At 71.4% G+C, this 20133-nt stretch carries 8 protein-coding genes and 1 pseudogene; 2 read left to right on the forward strand and 7 right to left on the reverse strand.

The features are described 5' to 3' along the window. Window positions 1-9 precede the first annotated feature (9 nt). Window positions 10-5007, forward strand: coding sequence for a type I polyketide synthase (locus AC4BEG_RS34425; protein WP_490703589.1), 4998 nt, complete (start codon window positions 10-12; stop codon window positions 5005-5007). Window positions 5008-5081: 74 nt separating this feature from the next. Here AC4BEG_RS34425 and AC4BEG_RS34430 read toward each other — a convergent pair whose 3' ends face one another. After that, window positions 5082-5858: an alpha/beta fold hydrolase gene (locus AC4BEG_RS34430; RefSeq protein WP_490703590.1), complete on the reverse strand. Its 777-nt coding sequence runs from the start codon at window positions 5856-5858 to the stop codon at window positions 5082-5084. Between the two features lie 278 nt (window positions 5859-6136). Here AC4BEG_RS34430 and AC4BEG_RS34435 point away from each other — a divergent pair, with 278 nt between their 5' ends. Then, window positions 6137-7396 carry a cytochrome P450 gene (locus tag AC4BEG_RS34435; protein WP_490703591.1) on the forward strand — a complete coding sequence of 420 codons (1260 nt, stop codon included), beginning with the start codon at window positions 6137-6139 and terminating at the stop codon, window positions 7394-7396. A 139-nt stretch (window positions 7397-7535) separates the two neighbouring features. On the opposite strand, the gene AC4BEG_RS34440 is transcribed toward AC4BEG_RS34435, so the two are convergent. From AC4BEG_RS34440 to AC4BEG_RS34465, 6 genes and pseudogenes are all read right to left on the reverse strand, one after another. After that, window positions 7536-7874 (reverse strand): acyl carrier protein, encoded by a 339-nt coding sequence (locus AC4BEG_RS34440; protein ID WP_490703592.1) that lies wholly within the window; start codon window positions 7872-7874, stop codon window positions 7536-7538. A gap of 49 nt (window positions 7875-7923) precedes the next feature. Then, window positions 7924-11964, reverse strand: a pseudogene (locus AC4BEG_RS34445) (type I polyketide synthase); the annotation flags it as partial. A gap of 2 nt (window positions 11965-11966) precedes the next feature. Next, window positions 11967-13397 (reverse strand): NAD(P)/FAD-dependent oxidoreductase, encoded by a 1431-nt coding sequence (locus AC4BEG_RS34450; protein ID WP_490703593.1) that lies wholly within the window; start codon window positions 13395-13397, stop codon window positions 11967-11969. 35 nt (window positions 13398-13432) lie between these two features. After that, window positions 13433-13900 carry a nuclear transport factor 2 family protein gene (locus tag AC4BEG_RS34455; protein ID WP_490703594.1) on the reverse strand — a complete coding sequence of 156 codons (468 nt, stop codon included), beginning with the start codon at window positions 13898-13900 and terminating at the stop codon, window positions 13433-13435. A gap of 47 nt (window positions 13901-13947) precedes the next feature. After that, window positions 13948-14385 carry a nuclear transport factor 2 family protein gene (locus AC4BEG_RS34460; RefSeq protein ID WP_490703595.1) on the reverse strand — a complete coding sequence of 146 codons (438 nt, stop codon included), beginning with the start codon at window positions 14383-14385 and terminating at the stop codon, window positions 13948-13950. Beyond that, complete coding sequence (locus AC4BEG_RS34465) at window positions 14378-20119, reverse strand: type I polyketide synthase (protein ID WP_490703596.1); 5742 nt, start codon at window positions 20117-20119, stop codon at window positions 14378-14380. Before AC4BEG_RS34465 ends, AC4BEG_RS34460 begins: the two co-directional genes overlap by 8 nt. Between the last annotated feature and the right edge of the window lie 14 nt (window positions 20120-20133).

The raw sequence follows: 20133 nt of genomic DNA on the forward strand, positions 1-20133 counted from the left end.
TGAGGACTGATGTCGGATACGGAAGACAAGCTCCGCCAGTATCTGCGCCGGGTCACGGTCGATCTCGGACAGGCTCGGCAACGGCTGCGCGAGGTCGAGGAGCGGTCCCAGGAGCCGGTGGCCGTGGTGAGCATGGCCTGCCGCTATCCGGGCGGAGTGAGCTGTCCGGAGGAGCTGTGGGAGCTGGTCTCCTCCGGTGGCGACGGGATCAGCGCGTTCCCCACCGACCGCGGCTGGGACCTGGAGGGGCTCTATCACCCCGACCCCGACCACCCGGGCACCAGCTATGTCCGGCACGGAGGTTTCCTCCGTGACGCCGACCGTTTCGACGCGGACTTCTTCGGCATCAGCCCGAGGGAGGCGCTGGCGATGGACCCTCAGCAGCGACTGCTGCTGGAGGTGTCCTGGGAGCTGTTCGAGCGGGCGGGCATCGATCCGGTCACGATGAAGGGCACCCCGGCCGGGGTGTACGCGGGCGTGTCCAGCCAGGACTATCTGTCCCGGATGCCCCATGTCCCCGAGGGGTTCGAGGGCTATGCCACGACCGGCAGCCTGACCTCCGTGGTGTCGGGCCGGGTGGCGTACACCTTCGGCCTCGAGGGCCCCGCGGTCACGGTGGACACCGCCTGTTCCTCGTCGCTCGTCGCCATGCATCTGGCGTGCCAGGCGCTGCGCCAGGGCGAATGTGAACTCGCACTCGCCGGCGGGGTCACCGCGCTCACCACTCCGACCGCCTTCGCGGAGTTCTCCCGGCAGCGCGGACTGGCTCCCGACGGGCGCTGCAAGTCCTTCGCGGCGGGGGCGGACGGCACCGGCTTCTCCGAGGGTGTCGGCCTGGTGCTGCTGGAGCGGCTGACGGACGCCCGGCGCAACGGACACCACGTCCTGGCCGTCATCCGTGGCTCGGCCATCAACCAGGACGGCGCGAGCAACGGCCTGACCGCGCCCAACGACGTCGCGCAGGAGCGGGTGATCCGGCAGGCGCTGGAGAACGCACGGCTCGCACCCGACCAGGTCGACGCGGTGGAGGCACACGGCACCGGGACCTCACTCGGCGACCCGATCGAGGCCCAGGCGCTGCTGGCCACCTACGGACAGCAGCGGCCCACGGACCGGCCGCTGTGGCTGGGCTCGCTCAAGTCCAACATCGGACATGCCCAAGCCGCCGCCGGGGTGGCGGGCGTGATCAAGATGGTGATGGCGCTCCGGCACGAGCGGCTGCCGATCACCCTGCACATCGACGAGCCGACCCCGCATGTGGAGTGGGACGGTGGCGGGATACGGCTGCTGACCGAGTCGGTGGAGTGGCCCAAGTGCGAGCGCCCGCGCCGTGTGGGCGTGTCCTCCTTCGGTATCAGCGGCACCAACGCCCATCTGATCCTTGAGCAGGCACCCGAGCCGAGCGAGCCCACCGAGCCTACTGAGTCCGAGGGCGGCGGTCCGTCCGGTGTGGTGCCGTGGGTGCTGTCGGGGCGCGGACAGCGTGCCCTCCGGGCCCAGGCGGCCGCGCTCGCGGCGCGTACGGCGGCCGATCCGCGGCTGTCGGTATCCGATGTGGGCTGGTCGCTGACTACTACCCGGTCGGTGTTCGACCACCGCGCCGTGGTGCTGGGGGAGGACCGGCAGGCGCTCCTCGCGGCCGTGGAAGCACTGGCGGCGGGGGAGGCCCACCCGGGTGTGGTCCACGCCGGTGGACCCGCGACGGCCACGGACCTGGGTCCGGTGTTGGTGTTCCCGGGGCAGGGTTCGCAGTGGGTGGGTATGGGTGCGGGTCTGCTGGATGCGTCGCCGGTGTTTGCTGCGCGGGTGGCCGAGTGTGAGTGTGCGCTTGCTCCGTATGTGGACTGGTCGTTGACGGAGGTGCTGCGGGGTTCCGAGGGTGCCGCTGATCTGGGTCGTGTTGATGTGGTGCAGCCGGTGTTGTGGGCGGTGATGGTGTCGTTGGCGGCGGTCTGGGCCGGACACGGTGTGCGGCCCGCTGCGGTGGTGGGCCATAGTCAAGGCGAGATCGCGGCGGCGGTGGTGGCGGGTGCGCTGTCGTTGGAGGATGGTGCGAAGGTTGTGGCCCTGCGCAGTCGGGCGCTGCGGCGGCTGGCCGGTGGCGGCGCCATGGCGTCCCTCGGCGTGGGCCACGACCAGGCCGCCGAGCTGCTCGCCGGACTGGGCGACCAGGCGGCCGATGTCGGGGTGGCGGCTGTCAACGGACCGGTGTCCACGGTCATTTCGGGCCCACCCGAGCAGGTCGCCCGTACCGTGGCCATATGCCAGGGGAACGGTGACCGGGCCCGGCTCATCGAGGTGGACTACGCCTCGCACAGCCCCCAGGTGGACGAGATCGCCGACGAGCTGACGGAGGTGCTGGCCGGGATCCGGCCGTTCCCGTCAACCGTGGCGTTCTACTCCACCGTCAGCGGTGGCCGTACCGACACCACCGGGCTGGACACCGGCTACTGGGTGGCCAATCTGCGGGAGCCGGTGCGTTTCGCCGACGCCGTACGGGCCTTGCTCGCCGATGGCCACCGGGTGTTCATCGAGGCCAGTACCCATCCAGTGCTGACCGTCGGGATGCAGGAGACCTTCGAGGAGATGAAGGCCGACGCCGTCACCGTCCCCACGCTCCGCCGTGACCACGGCGGCAGAGCCCAGCTGACGCGGTCGCTCGCGCAGGCGTTCACCGCGGGGGCCGCCGTCGACTGGGCCGCGCTCTGGCCCTCCGGCCCCGGGTCCCCACGCGTCGTCGACCTGCCCACCTACGCCTTTCAGCGCGAGCGGTACTGGCTGGCCGACTCGGTGTCCTTCGACACCGCAGCCACGGCCGACGAGGACGAGACGCGGTTCTGGGCCGCCGTCGAAGGCGGGGATCTGGACGCGCTCGGCGAGACACTGCGCCTCACCACGGACGGCGGTCATTGCTCGTCACTGGGCGAGGTGCTGCCGGTGCTCGCCGAGTGGCGGCGGGCGCGGCGTGAGCGGACCACCGTGGATTCCTGGCGCTATCGCGTCGTATGGCAGCGGTTGGACGACACGGACCCGGGGGAGGTGGGCTCCTGGCTGGTGCTGCGGCCGGAGGGCCGTGCCGACGGCTGGGCGGAGGTGTGCGCCGACGCGTTGAGAGCGGGCGGAGGCCGGGTGCGTCGGCTGGACGTGGCCGATACCGTCGACCGCGACGCGCTCGCCGAGTTGCTGCGCTCCGCCCACGCCGGTACGGAGCAGCCGCTGACGGGGGTGTTGTCGCTGCTGGCCCTGGACGAGAAGGGCGGCGCGCCCGCTGTCGAGGTGGCCCCCGGGCTGACCGGCACGCTCTCCCTCGTGCAGGCGCTGGCGGACGCGGGTCTCGGCGCACCGCTGTGGTGTGCCACTCGTGGCGCGGTCTCGACCAGTGACGGTGATCCGCTGGACGCTCCGGCACAGGCTCAGCTGTGGGGACTCGGCAGGGTGGCGGCTTTGGAGCGTCCCGAGCTATGGGGCGGGTTGCTGGATCTGCCCGCCGCTCCGGACGACGCCGCCCCGGAGCGGCTGCGTGGCCTGCTCACCGGGGTCTCCGGCGAGGACCAGGTGGCGCTGCGCGCGGACGGCGCGTTCGGCCGCAGGCTGGTGCCCGCTCCGGTCGGCGGTGGTGTCCCGCGGCGGTCCTGGACGCCCCGGGACGCGGTGCTCATCACGGGGGACGCCGAGGGTCCCGCCGCGTATGTCGCCCGCTGGATGGCCGCCGAGGGCGCACGACATGTGGTGCTGCTGGGCCCCGGCGGGGGCAGCGGCCCCGGAACCGTCGAGCTCACGGTCGAACTCGCCGCGCTCGGCGTCCAGTTGACCATCGCCGACTGCGCGCCCGCCGACCGGGACGGTGTGGTCCGCCTGGTCCAGGAGCTGTCCGCGTCCGGTGACCGCGTACGCACCATCGTCCATACGTCGGCCTCCGGCGAGCTGACCCCGCTGACGGAACTCACACCGGAACGGCTGGTGCGGGAGATCTCCGCCCATCTGGCCGATGCGGGGCCGGATCTGGCGGAGCTCTGCGGACTGGACCCCGAGGACACCGTCGTCCACTTCTCCACCGTCGCCACCGTGTGGGGCAGCAAGGAGCACGGCGCGTACGCGGCCGCCACCGCCTTCCTCGACGCACTGGCCCAGCGGCAACGCGCTGAAGGCCGGGCAGCCACAGTGTCCCTCGCCTGGGGACTGTGGGATCTGACGGACGGCGGCGACGTGGCGGATGAGGGCCGAGGCGACGCACTGGGCGTCCACGCCGAGCGGTCTCGACGTCAGGGGCTGTCGCCCCTGGACCCGCGGCTCGCGCTGACCGCCCTGCGCCAGGCGCTCGACCACGACGACCCCGCGCTGGCCATCGCGGATGTCGGCTGGGAGCGGTTCGCCTCCCTGTTCACCCTGGCCCGGCCGAGCAGGCTGTTCGACGGGGTACCGGCCGCCCGGCAGGCCGTCGGGACCGGACACGGCCCCGACGACGGTGGCGGCGGCGACGAGGCCGCGGCCCTGCGGCAGGAAGTAGCCGCGCTGCCCGAGAACGAGCGGACCGGCAGGCTGCTGGCGCTCGTCCGCGAGCAGGTGGCGGCCGTCCTCCACTATCCGTCGCCGGAGACTGTCGAACCGGACCGGCCCTTCAAGGAGTTGGGATTCGACTCCATCGCGGCGGTCGAGCTTCGCAACCGGCTGCGCACCGCCACCGGGCTGAGCCTGCCCACGACGGTGGTCTTCGACTATCCGACGCCCGAGGCACTCGCGGGCTGTCTGCTGGTCCAAGTGCTCCCGGAGCAGTCGGCGACGGACCACCCGGCACTCGGACATGTCGAGGGGCTGGAGTCGGCACTGGCCGGACTGCCCGCCGGGGATCCGCGCCGGGCCGGCCTGGTCAACCGGTTGCAGGCCTTGTTGTGGAAGTACACCGACGCCACGGACGGGACCACCGGGGAGGCGGCGGACGGGGACGACCTCACCGCGGCCACCGCCGACGAGATGTTCGCGCTCATCGACCGTGAGCTGGGAGCCTGATCACCCAGGCAGCCGCCACACGCCCCGAACCCCCCGTACGGCGGCTTCGTACGGGGGGTTCGCCGCGTCTGCCGTCAAGGTGTGCCGTGGGCCGTCTGCCCGGCTGTACGGGCGAGGTCGAGCAGATCGTCACCCACCCGCTCGGGATGCTGGGCGTGCAGATCGTGTTCGGAGTCGGGGTATTCCCGCATGGTCGCGTTGCGCAGCGCCGCCGTGGTGTTCAGGATGCGCGAGCGGATGCGTTCCGCCCAGCGCCGGTCCGCCCCCTTGGGGATGGCGGGCATCAGCAGGGTGGGCACCTCGATGGCCGGGTACCAGGGCCCCGGCGGCTCGTTCCAGATGCTCCGCAGGATCGACATGTGCTGCTCGGTGGACATGCGCCGGGACAGCGAACCGTCCGGGTTGATCCGCATGGTGGCCACGGCGGCGTCGATGGCGGCCGGGGACCAGTCGGGATGGATGGCACGGAAGTAGTCGCTGACGCTCTGCACCGTGGCGCCCTCGAGCGAGGCCGGGTGCAGCGCCCCCACAAACGCCTCCCAGGAGTTGAAGGACGTGGCCGGCTCGAGCCAGCCGCCGTCCACCAGGGCCAGAGCAGCCACGAGTCGGGGGTGCTCGGCGGTCAGCCGGACGGAGACATTGCCACCCCAGGAGTGTCCGGCGACAACCACCCGGGTCAGTCCGAGGGCATCGGCCGCCGCCACCAGATCCGCCACCGCCGTCGGGGTGTCGTACCCCTCCTCCGGGGTGTCGGACTCTCCATGGCCACGCAGATCGACCGCGTACACCGGATGCCCCGCGGCGGCCAGATGGTCGGCGACCTCGTCCCACAGCCGTGCGCTGGAGGCCATTCCGTGTACCAGGAGGAAGGGGAGCGCCGCGGTTCCCGGCCGGTGCCGGAAATGTAATTTCACATCGTCGGTTACGGGCACGGAAATATCCATGAAGAAACTCTAGCCCGGTGTCAGAAAACGTTCGAGGGCTGCGGGATGTGATGTCCGCGCAGCTTAGCGCCACTTAAGGGAGGTGCGGGACAATTGCCCTGAGCTGGTTCCGTCGGATGTGAAATCGCCGCCAGGCGATTCGCGCATATTGTCGACCGTAGACTCCGAGCCTGAAGTGAGGCGCCGTGTATCCCCCGGAATCCAGGTTCGCCCGCGTCGAGAACATCGACCTCACCGACTTGTCCTTCTGGGCCCGGCCCTACGGCGATCGCGACGCGGCCTTCGCGGCGCTGCGCCGACGATCGGAGCCCATACTCTTCCATGAACCGGCCCTGCCCGGGTTCGCTCATGGGTCCGGCTATTACGCGATGGTGCGCCATGCCGATATCGCCGAAGTGAGCAGGCGGCCACAGGATTTCGGCTCGCTGCCCACCGCCATCAGCATCGTCGATCTCCCGGAGGAGTTCAACAGCTTCTTCGGATCGATGATCAATATGGACAATCCCCAGCACGCCCGGCTGCGGCGGCTGGTCTCCCGCGCGTTCGGCCGCGGTATGGCCGCGGAGTTCGAGGCGGCCTCGCACAAGGCGGCACGGCAGATCGTCGACGATCTGATCGCGGAGGGTCCCGGTGACTTCGTCCGCAAGGTAGCCGCGATCATGCCGATCGCGGTGCTCAGCGGGATGATGGGGATTCCGAGCGATGACTACGAGTTCATCTACGACCGGTCGAATGTCATCGTCGGAACCTTCGACCCCGAATACGTACCGCACCCCGATCAGGCGACGGCGGCCCTGCTGAAGACCTCGCACGAACTCGCGGACTACATCTCCCGGCTCGCCGCGGACCGGACCCGCAATCCGACCGGGGACCTCATCACCCGGCTGGTGCAGGCGCAGATCGACGGAGAGCGGCTGAGCCCCGAGGAACTGTCCTCCTTCTTCATCCTTCTGGTCGTCGCCGGGATGGAGACCACCCGCAACGCCATCTCCCGCGGACTGGTGCTGCTGACCGAACACCCGGACCAGCGCGAACTCCTGCTGTCGGACTTCGAGAAGTACGCTCCCGGCGCGGTCGAGGAGGTCCTGCGGGTCGCCACGCCCATCAACTGGATGCGCCGCACCGTCACCCGCGACTGCGAAGTGAACGGCAACCGGTTCACGGAGGGCGACAAGCTGCTGCTCTTCTACTGGTCCGCCAACCGGGACGAGGACGTCTTCACCGACCCCTACCGCTTCGACATCACCCGGGACCCCAATCCCCATATGAGCTTCGGCTCCGTCGGACCGCACTTCTGCCTGGGCGCCCATCTCGCCCGGATGGAGGTAACCGTGCTCTTCCGCGAGTTGTTCACCCGGCTCCCGGAGATCCGCACCGCCGGAGCGCCCCGGCGGCTGGTGGCCAGCTTCGTCGAGGCCATCAAGCATGTGCAGTGCACGTTCTGAGGATTCCGGGACATCGGTTCCGGGACATCAGTTCCGGGACATCATGTTCCGGGACATCATGTTCCGGGACATCCCGAAGACGCCGAGTGGCCGGGGAACGCTCCCCGGCCACTCCGCGTCGCCGTCGTGGGCCGCCCTGCTACGCCGTGGCCCCATCACTGGAGTTGACCGCCGTGTACGCCTCGGCCAGATAGTGGCCGAGCTGGGCGGGGGTGGGGTACTCGAGGATGGCGACGAGGGGGATCTCCACATCGGTGAGGGTCATGAGATTGCGGGTGAGTTCGAGCGCGGTCAGTGAGGTGAGACCGTTCTCCAGGAAGTTGCTGTCGCCGTCGATCGGCCTGGGGTCCAGGATGTCGGCGAGCTGCGTCCGGACGGTCTCCCGCAGGATGTCCTCGCGCTCCTCCGGGGTGGCGATGGAGAGTGCCTGGTGCAGTGCCGCACCGTCGAGTTCGGCCTCGCTGTTGTCCGTGTGCATGGCGGATCCGTTCGGTCGTCGGGATTGGGTGGCGTCGCCGGTGGCGTGGTCATTGACTGCGCTGTGTACGTTCATGGGATCTCCCGCCTGATGGGGGCTGAAGGCCGGAAACGTCATCGAAGAGCCGATCCGTTCCCCGTTCGGATGCCTGTGCCGTGAGCCCTTTCTCGTCGAGGTCCGCGAGGACCACGGACGCGGTGTCCGCCATGACCGCCTGCCGCAGCAGCGCGGCAGCGGAGTGCGGGGTGAGTGCGGACATCCCGTGGCCGCGCAGCCGTTCGGTGAATTCGGGAGCCGTACCGGCGCCGTCGAGCGCCCCCCAGCACACCGACACCGCCGGTACCCCGCGCGCCCGGCACTCCTGGGCGAGCGCGTGCAGATGGGCGTGGGCGGGGGCCTGGTTGCCGAGTCCGGGTACGGGCAGGACCCCCACGGCCGAGGAGCAGAGCACCAGCGCCGACAGCTCGGTGGTCCGGGTGAGCGCGCACAGATTCGCGGCCCCGGCCACCACGGCCGGCCATTCCCGGGTGATGTCTGCCGGGTCCAGCGGTCCCGCTCCTCCGCCCAGGGGCGCCGCGAGATGCAGTACGGCGGTCAGCGGACACTCCTGGGGAATGCCGGCGACGGCGGTGGCGAGGGCTTCGGCGTCCGCCGGGTCGATGGCGGCTACGGACACCTGGACGCCCGAGGCGGTCACCTCGGCCACCAGCCCGTCGGCCGGTGCCGCGGTGCCCACGAGCAGTAGATGCCTGGCGCCCGCGCCCGCCGCCCAGCGGGCCGTATGCGCGCCCAACGCCGTGTCCGCGCCTGTGATCAGCACGGTGCCGCGCAATGTCCGGTCACCCGGCGCGTGCCGTCCGGGGGTGGCACGCACCAGGCGTCGCGCGAAGCAGCTGTCGGCGCGTACGGCCACTTCCGTCTCGCTGTGATGCGCCGTCAGCACACCCGCGAGCCGCCGCCCGGTCCGCTCGTCGAACCGCTCCGGCAGATCGACCAGACCACACCGGCGCCCGGGGTGCTCCGTGGCCAGCGCGCCACCCAGGCCCCAGATCTGTGCCTGGTCCGGCCGGACCATCGCATCTCCGATGTCCACGCTCACCCCGCCGCGCGTGGCGATCCACAACGGGGCTCCGATCCCCGCCTGTTCCAGCGCCTCCACCAGCCGGATCGTGGGGGCGAGCGCCGGGCTCGGCCCGTTGTCGGCCGGTGGTCGGCCGTCGTCCACGGCCAGCAGCGAGAGCACACCCGCGACCGGACGCCCGGCGACGGCCTCGGACATCCACCGGGCTTCGGTACCAGGGCCGTCTCCCGGGGTGTCCTCGCGGGTGAAGGCGTCCGAGCAGACGACAACGTCCGCACCGTGGCCGCGCAGTGCGTCCGTGACAGCGGTGGTCAGGGCCTCGGCCGACCGGTCGTCGGAGGACACCACGAGCCAGGTGTCCGACAGCCGCGGTGCCACCACATCGGCCAGTGCCTTCCAGGCGATGCGATAACGCCACCGCCGTTGCCGCCGCCAGGCCGCCAGTGCCGGAAGGACCTCCTTCAGGGCGGCATGGCGATCCGCCGGGAGATCGAGGGCCTGCGCCAGCTCCGGCAGATCGGTGGTGTCCACGGCCTCCCAGAACGCGCTGTCGACCCATGTCTCCACCTCCGCCGGTCCGTCCGCCGGGAACTGGTTCTCCAGCCAGAAACGGCGGCGCTGGAAGGCGTAGGTGGGCAACTCGACCGTGCGGGGGGCCGGGTCGCCGTCGAAGAGCGCGGCCCAGTCGACGGTGGCCCCCGCGGTGTGCAGCCGGGCCAGGGCGCGGATCAGCTCCCGCACCTCGGACCGCTCGCCGTGGAAGGGCGACAGAGCCGAGGTGGTCGACGGGATGGGCTCGGACCCGAAATCCCAGACCACGGCCACGTCGTCCAGCGCGTCGACGGGATGCTCCGCGGAAGCCGGATCGGCCTCCCGGTCCTGCCGTGACCAGTACTCGGAGGTGGCGATCCGCTCGTCGACGGGGCGGCCGGTGACACCGCTGAGGACCGGAACGACAGGCTGCTGACAGGCCACGCCACTGACCCCGGAGGGGGAGTCGGCGGCGACCAGGCGGCAGGCGTCGGGGAGATCCAGCACACCGGCGACATACGCGGCGGCGATCTCGCCCAGCGCATCACCCATCACCGCGTCGGGGCGTACCCCCAGCGACTCCAGCAGCCGGGCCACCGCGATATGCCGTGCGAACAGCCCGGCCCGCGAAGCGGGAGACCCGGGCCCACCCTGCACCCCGAGCAGACCGCAGACCTCGTCGAACGCCGCGGCGAACACCGGGAAGCGTTTGTACAGCTCCGCGCCCGCACCGGCACGGCCCTCGCCCTCGCCGCCGAAGACGAACACCGTCCTGCCCGCGGCGGCCGCCGTGCCCGCAGGGACCAGACCCGGCCCGACCACGGCCGGATGGGGTTCGTCCTCGGCGAGAGCGGCAAGCCCCGCCCGCAGCTCGGCCAGGCTCTGCCCCACCACCACCGCACGCTGCTGGAACACCGAGCGGGTGGTGGCCAGTGACCAGCCCACATCGAGCGGTGACGGACACTCATCGGCAGCCGTATGCACGGCCAGCGCCCGAGCCTGCCCCCGCAGCGCCGCCGCACTCCGCGCCGACAGCACCCAGGGCACCACACCCGCCACCGGTGCCGTGCGGCCGTCCACCCCGGCTTCCGCCGGATCGGACGTCGGCTGCTCCAGAATCACATGGGCATTGGTGCCACTCGCGCTGAACGAGGACACCGCGGCCCGGCGCGGCCGCCCGACCCGCGGCCACTCCATCCGCTCGGTCAACAGGCGTACGGTGCCCTTGCGCCAGCTCACCAGGCGGGTGGGGCGGTCGATGTGCAGCGACCGCGGCAGCACACCGTGCCGCATCGCCATCACCATCTTGATCACACCCGCCATACCGGCGGCCGCCTGGGTGTGCCCGATGTTCGACTTGACCGAGCCCAGCAGCAGCGGCCGGTCCTCCGGCCGGTCCTGTCCGTAGGTGGCCAGCAGCGCCTGGAGTTCGATGGAGTCGCCGAACGCGGTACCGGTGCCATGCGCCTCCACCGCGTCCACATCGGCCGTGGACAGCCGGGCGCGGGTCAACACCTCCCGGATCAGCTGCTGTTGGGCCGGTCCGTTGGGCGCGGCCATCCCGGTGGTGGCGCCGTCCTGGTTGACCGCCGAGCCGCGGATGACCGCCAGCACCCGGTGGCCGTTGCGCCGCGCGTCCGACAGCCGCTCCAGCAGGACGAGCCCGGCCCCCTCGCCGTACACCATGCCGTCGGCGGCGTCCGCGAACGCCTTGCACCGCACGTCGGGGGAGAGCTGACGCCGGCTGGAGGCCACCTGGAACACGCTCGCGGTGTACAGGACGGCCGCTCCGCCGGCCAATGCGAGTGTGCAGTCGCCCTGGCGCAGCGCCTGCCCCGCCTGATGCATCGCCACCAGCGACGACGAGCACGCGGTGTCCAGGGTGACCGCGGGGCCCTGGAGGCCGAGGGTGAACGCCACCCGCCCCGACGAGACGCTTCCGGCGTTGCCGTTGCCCACCGGGCCCAGCAGACCTTCGGGGATCTCGTCCAGCCGGGAGGCGTAGTCGTGGTACATCACCCCCGTGTACACCCCGGTGGAGCTGCCGCGCAGGGTGGCCGGGGCGATACCCGCGCTCTCCACGGCCTCCCAGGCCAGCTCCAGCAGCATCCGCTGCTGTGGTTCGATGGCCGCCGCCTCCTGGGCGCCGATGCCGAAGAAGTCCGCGTCGAACGCGCTCGCGTCGTGGATGAAGCCGCCCGCGCGCACGATGGAGGTGCCGTGGTGGTCCGGATCGGGGTGGTAGAGGTTCTCCAGATCCCAGCCGCGGTCGGTGGGGAAGGCGGACACGGCGTCCCGCCCTTCGGCCACCAGCTCCCACAGCTGCGCGGGGTTGCGCACACCACCGGGAAACCGGCAGGCCATGCCCACGATGGCGATCGGCTCCTGCTGCTCCGACCGAGCCTCCTCGAGCCGCTGCCTGGTGCGGTGGAGCTCGGCCGTGGTCCACTTCAGGTAGTCGACGAGCTTCTCTTCGTTCGTCATGAGCCGCCCACACCCACCGTGCTGCGTGGATTCAGATCGACCAGGGCCAGCTCATCAGGGGTCAGGGGTGGCGCGGTCAGCTCAGGAAGCACCCGGTCCTTGTGCATCAGTGACAGGAACCGGCTCGAGGCCAGCTCGGACTGGGGAGCGGTCAAACTGATGACATCGGTCACCACATCGCACACCGCGGAGGAGCGGATCGACCGGTCCGCGATCAGATCCGAGAAGCGCCGGCGCGCCGCTACCCCGCCGCTCAGCCGTGGATCGGTCGTGTTCGCACGGCAGTTGACGTACTCCACGTCCTTGGACGCGGCCATGATCCACGGATCGTCCACCACGGCGCTGATGGCTTGCTGGGCGCGGCGGGTGGCCCCCGGAGCGTCCCCGGACTCCCGGAGTTCACCGTCCAGGGCGGCGGCGGCCCGCGCGGCGGCGCTCAGACCGTGGCCGTAGATGGGGTTGAACGCGGCCAGCGCGTCCCCGAGGACGAGCAGCCCCTCCGGCCAGCCCACCAGCCGCTCCGGATACAGCCGCCGGTTGGCACCCACCCGTGACACGGCCACTGAGGTCAGCGGCTCCGCGCGGCTGATGAGATCGGCGACCAGCGGATGCCGCAGGGTCTCGGCGTAGGGCAGGAAGTCGCGGTCCTGCGTGGGCAGTCCCGCGCCCCGGGTGCAGGACAGTGTCACCATCCAGGTGCCGTCCTCCTGCGGATACACCACCCCGAAGCGACCCGGCTCGCGCAGCCGGTGGTCGGCCGCCACATTGACCGCGGGGAATCCGGCGGCGGCGCCCGGCGGCGCCTGGTACACACGCGTGGCGTACGCGATACCCGCGTCGACCACGTCCTCCTCCAGCGGGGGCAGCGACAGCGCCGACAGCCAGTGCCGCAGCCGCGAGCCACGCCCCGAGGCATCGATCACCAGGTCCGCGTCCAGGGATTCGACCGCGCCGCTGTCCAGGTCGCGCAGCCGCACCCCCGTGACCCGCTTGGCGTCGCCCACGAGGTCGAGGATCTCCGTGCGCTGCCGCAGCGCTATCCGTCCGGTGCCCAGGATCCGGTCGCGGACCATCCAGTCCAGGAACGGGCGGGTGCACATGAGGGCGTACTGCCGCGGCGGGAAGCGGTGCTGCCAGCCGTGGGAGGTCAAGGTCACCAGGTCCTGGTGGAATCCGACACGGCGGGCGCCCGCGTCCAGCAGCCGGTCGATCGTGCCGGGCAGCAGCGAGTCGACGATCCGCGCACCGCTGGACCACAGCACATGGACATGGCGCGCCTGGGGCGACCCCTTGCGGTGCCGGGGCCCGTCCGGCAGCACATCGCGCTCCACGACGGTGACGCTGTCCAGGTGGCGGGCCAGCACATGGGCGGCCAGCAACCCCGCCCAGCCTCCGCCCAAGACGATTCCGTGCTTCCGTTCGGTCATGGTTCTGCTCGTGTCCCTTCACCGCTTGCGGCCGGTCACGTCCGGCTCGGGCTGCCCTTGGCGTTGACCATCTGAGCGAGGTTCTGGGTGACGGCCATGAAGTGGGCGACACCGGTGAGTTCGGGGCCGTCGCCCACCTTGGTGTCGGTGATCCCCCAGAACGCCTGGGCGTGGTGGACCAGTCCGTCGTCCCCCAGCTCGATCACACCGATGATGCTGAAGGTCAGCTTGGCCGGTGAGCGGACCCTGACCGTCGTCGGCACCGCCACCCGCCGTCCGTCCATCGAGGTGACCGGGCGGCCGGGGGATTCGTGCACCTGGCATTCGATGGACCACGCGATGTGTTCGCGCAGTGCGTCCTTGCCGACCAGGGGTGGAGCGCCCACCGGGTCCTCGAAGACGATGTCGTCCGAGAACAGCTCCAGGACGGCCTCGACATCACCGGCGTTCATCCGCGCCGCGTACTCCAGCGCCATCTTCTTGAGGGTCGCCTCATCGGCCATGACCGCCTCCTGTACGGGGCCGGGGTGGTGGGGTGCCGGTCCGGAAGTCAGTCCGCGACGCCAATGTCCGACCTCCCCCAGAACATCTGCAACTCCTGGATCAGCCCCCCGGCCCCCGCCCGCATCATCACCACGTAGTCCCAGGTGATGCGCTTGTTCTCGGGCGACACGGGCTCCGTCAGCCAGCCACGGCCGGCGAACACGGGGCCCAGGGGGAGGTAGTTCATGGTGGCGGTGACGGGCACCAGGACATGCGCACCGTCCTGGCCCGCGACCGGCTGTCCGGGCACCTCCTCGATCTCCGCCGCCACCAGCTCCTCGAAATGCGCGCGCAGTGCGTCGCGCCCGGACCTGCGCTCGGAGCCGACCGGATCCTCGAAGCAGACCTCGTCCGCGTAGAGTTCGAGGAGCCCGTCGACATCCGCGGCGTTCATCCGACGGCTGTGCTCGAGAATCAGCTTCTTCCGGCTTCGCTCGTCAATCACCGTGTACTCCCGTGTGCTCTCCGTCGCTGTCGCCCCGGCCGAGGTACCGGTCGATGAACTGGAAGATCTCGTCTGTCGAGGCGTCGTGGATGCGGCCGCTCACCGTGGCGTCCTCCGGCTCGCCGCCGTCCGGCCCGGCCAGCTTCGCCACGGTCGTCCGGAGACGCTGGCGCAGGGTGCCGCGTGCCACCTCGTTCTGGGCGGCGGCGAGCAGGGCGCCCTCCAGCCGCTCCAGCTCACCCAGCAGCGCGGGCAGCGGATCGGCCTTCTCGGGCGCCAGCTCGGTGTGCAGATACGCCGCCAGCGCCACCGGATTGGGATGGTCGAACACCAGGGTGGTGGCCAGTCGTAGTCCGGTGACCGCGGTCAGCCGGTTGCGCAGCTCGATCGCGGTGAGCGAGTCGAAGCCGAGCTCCAGGAAACCGCGCTCGGTGTGGATCCGGCCGGGATCGGCGTGGCCGAGGGCCGCCGCGGCGTGCGTGAGCACCAGATCCAGCAGAGTGCGATGCTGCTCGGCCGGCGGCAGAGCGGCCAGATACCCGGCCCAGTCGGTGTGCGGCCGTGCGGCGGCCGCGGTGCGCCGCGCCGTACCGCCACCGGTGAGGGAACGCAGCGGAGCGGGCAGGGTCAGCGCGGGCTGACCGGCCAGCGCCCGCACCTCCAGATCGATCGCGATGAGCTGGTGGGCGCCGTGTAGAACGGACGCGTCCAGCAGGGCGAGGGCCCGTTCGCGGGACATCGCGCCGATCCCCGAGCGGGTCAGCCTGGCCCGGTCCGCGTCCTCCAGATGGCCGGTCATCCCACTGGCGTCGGCCCACAGTCCCCAGGCCACCGATACTCCCGGCAGTCCCTGGGCACGCCGGTGGGCGGCGAGGGCGTCGCAGTACGCGTTCGCCGCGGCGTAGTTGGACTGCCCGGAGGCGCCCAGCGTGCCCGCCGTCGAGGAGAACATCACGAACATGCGCAGCGGAAGCTTCGCGGTCGCGGTGTGCAGTACGGTGGCCGCCGTGGCCTTCGGTCGCCAGACGCGGGCCAGCCGTTCCGGGGTCTGCGAGGTGACAACGGCGTCGTCCAGCACTCCCGCGGCGTGGATGACACCGGTCAGCGGATGCGCCGGGTCGATCCCGTCGAGCAGACCGGACACCTCCTCCGGAGCGGTGACATCGGCCGCGACGATCCGCACCCGCGCACCCAACTCCTTCAATTTGTCGGCGAGTTCCTTGGCGCCGGGCGCGTCCGGACCCCGTCGGCTGACCAGCAGCAGATGCCTGACCCGCCAGGTGCGCACCAGATGGTCGGCCACCAGCGCGCCCAGGGTGCCGGTGCCACCGGTGATGAGTACGGTGCCTTCGGGGTCGAGCACATCGGAGACCTCCGGTGTGGTCCCGGTGTCCGCAACCGCCGCGGCGCCCGCGCCCGCGCGCGCCATCCGGGGGACCAGCACCCGCCCCTCACACATCGCCACCTGCGGTTCCTGGAGCTCCAGCGCCTGTAGCACCGCGGCCGCCACATTCCCGGGGCTCCCGTCGAGGTCGAGGAGGACAAACCGGCCCGGGTTCTCCGACTGCGCACTGCGGATCAGCCCCCACGCACCGGCACCGCCCGGGTCGGTTCCGGCGGTGTCGGACGGGGTCCCGGCGGCCACCGCGCCCCGGGTGACGACCACCAGCCGCGCGTCCGCCAGTGCGGGCCGCCCCAGCCAGCCCTGGACGAGAGCAAGCAACTCTTCCGTCACGCACAGTCCGTCGCGGTCATCCTCATCGTCGGCCCGAGCCGAGGTCAGCACGACCGAGGGCGCGGCCTCACCGTCCTCCATCGCCGCGAGCAGCGTGTCCAGATCACGGTGGCGCACCACCGACGGGGCCTCCGGGCCCGCACCGGCCGCCTCCGCCAGTCCCCACCGGTCCTCGCCCAACACCACCCAGCCGCCGTCACCGGCCACCGACCACGACGGTCCACCGGGTGCGGGCGCGGGCAGGGCGGTCCAGTCCAGAGTGAACAGCCCGTCCACACCGCGAGCGGCCGCCGCCCGCAGCCGATCCGTTCCGGCCGGGCGCGTCACCAGCGAATCCACCGTCAGCACCGGGGCGCCCACCGCGTCGGCCACGGTCAGCCGCAGCGCCTGCCGCTGCTCGTCCCGCGACAGCCGCACCCGTACCGTGGTCGCCTCGGCCGCCCACAGGGACACCCCGTTCCACGCGAACGGCAGCCACATCTGGCCGTCGTCCTCCTGCCCCTCCGGCCGGTCCACCAGCAGCGAGGTGTGCAGCGCCGCGTCCAGCAGCGCCGGATGGATCCCGAAACCGCCCCGGTCACCGGCCGCGTCGGGCAGTTCGACCTCGGCCAGCACATCCCCCCCGTCGCGCCAGGCGGCCGTCAGCCCCTGGAACGCCGGGCCGTAGCCATAACCGGCCGCCACCGCCTGCTCGTAGAACCCATCGATGTCCAGTGGCTCCGCACCCGCCGGAGGCCACACCCCGGCCAGGCCCTCGGCTTGCTCGGGGCCGGGGGCCGGCGGGCCCAGCACCCCGGTGGCATGGCACACCCATTCCACGTCCGCGCCGGATCCGGCCACCCGGTCCGGGCACGAGTACATCCGCACCTCGCGCCGTCCGTCCTCCCCAGCGGCGGCCACCACCACCTGCACCCGCAGTGCCCCGGACTCGGGCAGCACCAGCGGGGCCTGGAGCGCCAACTCCTCCACCGAGCCGCCGCCGACCTCGTCGGCCGCCCGCAGCGCCCACTCCACCAGCACCGCGCCCGGCGCGAGCGCCGCACCCGCCACCACATGTTCGGCGAGCCAGGGGTGGGTGCGCGCGGACAGCCGACCGGTGAGCAGCCGCGTGGTGCCATCGGCCAGTTCGACGGTGGCGCCGAGCAGCGGATGGCCCGCGGCCGCCAGCCCCAGACCGGCCGGATCGCCACCCGGCCCGCCCTCGGGGTCCAGCCAGTACCGCTCGCGCTGGAAGGCGTACGTCGGCAGATCCACCACGGGCGGGGCCGGATCCGTAGCGAACCAGCGAGCCCAGTCCACCGCCACCCCGGCCGTGAACGCCTGTGCCACCGAACGGGCCAGTTGGCGCGGACCACCGTGGTCTCGGCGGAGGGTCGGGACCGCTGCGGCTGCGATACCCGCTTCCTCGAAGCTCTCCTGCAATCCGATGGTGAGGACGGGGTGGGTGCTGGCCTCGATGAACACGCGGTGGCCGTCGTCGAGCAGTGCCCGCACCGCGTCCGCGAACCGCACTCGCTCCCGCAGATTTGCCACCCAGTAAGCGGTGTCCAGCCCGCTGGTCTCCATCCGGCCACCGGTGACCGTCGAATAGAACGCCACCGTCGACCGGACCGGGGTGATTCCGGCCAGCACCTCAGCTAACTCATCGGCTATATCGTCGACTTGGGCGCTGTGCGAGGCGTAGTCGACGTCGATGAGCCGTGCGCGGTGGCCTGCTTTCTCGCTGGTGGTCACGGTGTGTGTGACCTGTTCCGGGGGGCCGGATACCACGATCGACCTGGGTCCGTTGATGGCGGCGATGCCTACTGCTTCGGTGTGTTTGCCGCATTCTGTGAGCAGGTTTTCGGCTTGTTCCTGGTTCATGCTGAGGGAGGCCATTGCTCCGTTGCCGGTGAGGCGGCGGAGTGCTTTGCTGCGGAGGGCGACGATGCGGGCGCCTTCGTCGAGGGAGAGTGCTCCGGCGACGCATGCGGCGGCGATTTCGCCTTGGCTGTGGCCGATGACGGCGGTGGGGGTGATGCCGTAGTCGTCCCAGACGGCGGCCAGGGAGACCATGACGGCCCAGAGGACGGGTTGGACGACGTCGACTCGGCTGAGGTCGGCGGTGTTGACACCGTCGCGGAGGACGTCGGTGAGGGACCAGTCGACGAAGGGGGCGAGGGCTTGTTCGCAGTCGGCCACCCGGGCGGCGAAGACGGGGGAGGCGTCGAGCAGTCCGGCGCCCATACCCACCCACTGCGACCCCTGCCCCGGAAACACCAGCACCGGGCCGACGCCGCCCGCGCCCGGACCTCCCACCGCCGCCGTACCGCCCGGCTCGACCACCTCAGGGTGGGTCTCTCCGGCGGCCAGGGCCTTCAGCCCGGCCATCAGCTCCTCGCGGTTCTCACCGATGACCACGGCGCGGTGGTCGAACACCGACCGGGTGCTGATCAGCGACCAGCCCACCGCCGCGGGCGACAAGTCCGCGTCGCGCGCCACCCGCTCGGCCAGCGCCGCCGCCTGACCCCGCAGCGCCTGACCACTGTGCCCGGACACCACCCACGGCACCACACTGCCCGCGACCGTACCCTCGCCCCGCGCGTCCTCCGCTATGTCCGGAGTCTCGGCCGGGTCGGGGGCTTGTTCGAGGATCAGATGGGCGTTGGTGCCGCTGATACCGAACGAGGAGATACCGGCCCGCCGCGGATGGCCACGGTCCGGCCAGGACATGGGCTCGGCGAGAAGCCGCACATGGCCCGCGTTCCAGTCCACATGCGGGGTCGGCTCGTCGATGTGGAGCGTGACGGGCAGATGGGCGTGCTGCAACGCCTGGACCATCTTGATGACACTGGCGATACCCGCGGCGGCCTGGGTGTGGCCGATGTTCGACTTGATCGAGCCGAGCCACAGCGGCTGGTCGCCGGGGCGCTCCTGACCGTAGGTGGCCAACAGCGCCTGGGCCTCGATCGGGTCGCCGAGGGTGGTGCCGGTGCCATGTGCTTCGACGGCGTCCACCTCGGCGGCAGTCAGCTGGGCGTTGGCAAGCGCCTGCCGGATCACCCGCTGCTGAGAAGGCCCGTTGGGCGCGGTGAGCCCGTTGCTGGCACCGTCCTGGTTGACGGCCGAGCCGCGGATCACCGCGAGCACCCGGCGGCCGTTGCGCCGGGCGTCGGACAGGCGCTCCAGCAGCACCAGACCGACACCCTCCGAGAAACCGGTGCCGTCGGCCGCCGCCGCGAACGCCTTGCAGCGCCCGTCCGGGGACAGCGCACGCTGCCGGGAGAACTCGGTGAAGCCACCGGGCGTGGCCATCACCGTCACCCCGCCCGCGAGCGCCAGCGAACACTCGCCCTGGCGCAGCGCCTGCGCCGCCAGATGGGTGGCCACCAGCGAGGATGAGCAGGCGGTGTCCACGGTGACCGCGGGCCCCTCCAAGCCGAACGAGTAGGACACCCGGCCCGACACCACACTGCCCAGGTTTCCGGTGGCCACATAGCCCGCCGAGTCACCGCTTGCCTGGCCGATGAGGGACAGATAGTGGTACGAGTCCACCCCGGCGAACACACCGGTGTCGCTGCCGCTCAAGGTGCCCCGGTCCAGCCCCGCCCGCTCGAACGCCTCCCACGCGGTCTCCAGCAGCAGTCGCTGCTGGGGGTCCATCGCCGCCGCCTCACGTGGGTTGATCCCGAAGAAGTCGGCGTCGAAATCGGCCACGTTGCGGAGGAAGCCGCCGTCCCGGGCGCTGCTGGTCCCGGCGTTCTCCGGATCCGGGTCGTAGAGGCCCTCGAGATCCCAGCCGCGGTCGGTGGGAAACGGCGAGATGACGTCCACACCGTCGATGACCACCTGCCACAGATCCTCGGGTGTCTCCACATCACCGGGGAAGTGACAGGCCATCCCGATGATGGCGAGGGGCTCGTGGGCGCGGTCCTCCAGCTCCCGCAACTGCCGCCTGGCCAGCCGCAGATCGGCGGTCGCCCGTTTGAGATAGCTGCGCAGCTTCTCGTCATCCGTCATGTCGCATCAACCCG

The organism is Streptomyces sp. JLBJ103 (assembly GCF_058215575.1).

Coding starts and splice junctions, on each gene's coding strand:
- AC4BEG_RS34450 (WP_490703593.1), bottom strand. CDS start 13,397: ATGACCGAACGGAAGCACGGAATCGTCTTGGGCGGAGGCTGGGCGGGG.
- AC4BEG_RS34455 (WP_490703594.1), bottom strand. CDS start 13,900: ATGGCCGATGAGGCGACCCTCAAGAAGATGGCGCTGGAGTACGCGGCG.
- AC4BEG_RS34465 (WP_490703596.1), bottom strand. CDS start 20,119: ATGACGGATGACGAGAAGCTGCGCAGCTATCTCAAACGGGCGACCGCC.
- AC4BEG_RS34425 (WP_490703589.1), top strand. CDS start 10: ATGTCGGATACGGAAGACAAGCTCCGCCAGTATCTGCGCCGGGTCACG.
- AC4BEG_RS34440 (WP_490703592.1), bottom strand. CDS start 7,874: ATGCACACGGACAACAGCGAGGCCGAACTCGACGGTGCGGCACTGCAC.
- AC4BEG_RS34430 (WP_490703590.1), bottom strand. CDS start 5,858: ATGGCCTCCAGCGCACGGCTGTGGGACGAGGTCGCCGACCATCTGGCC.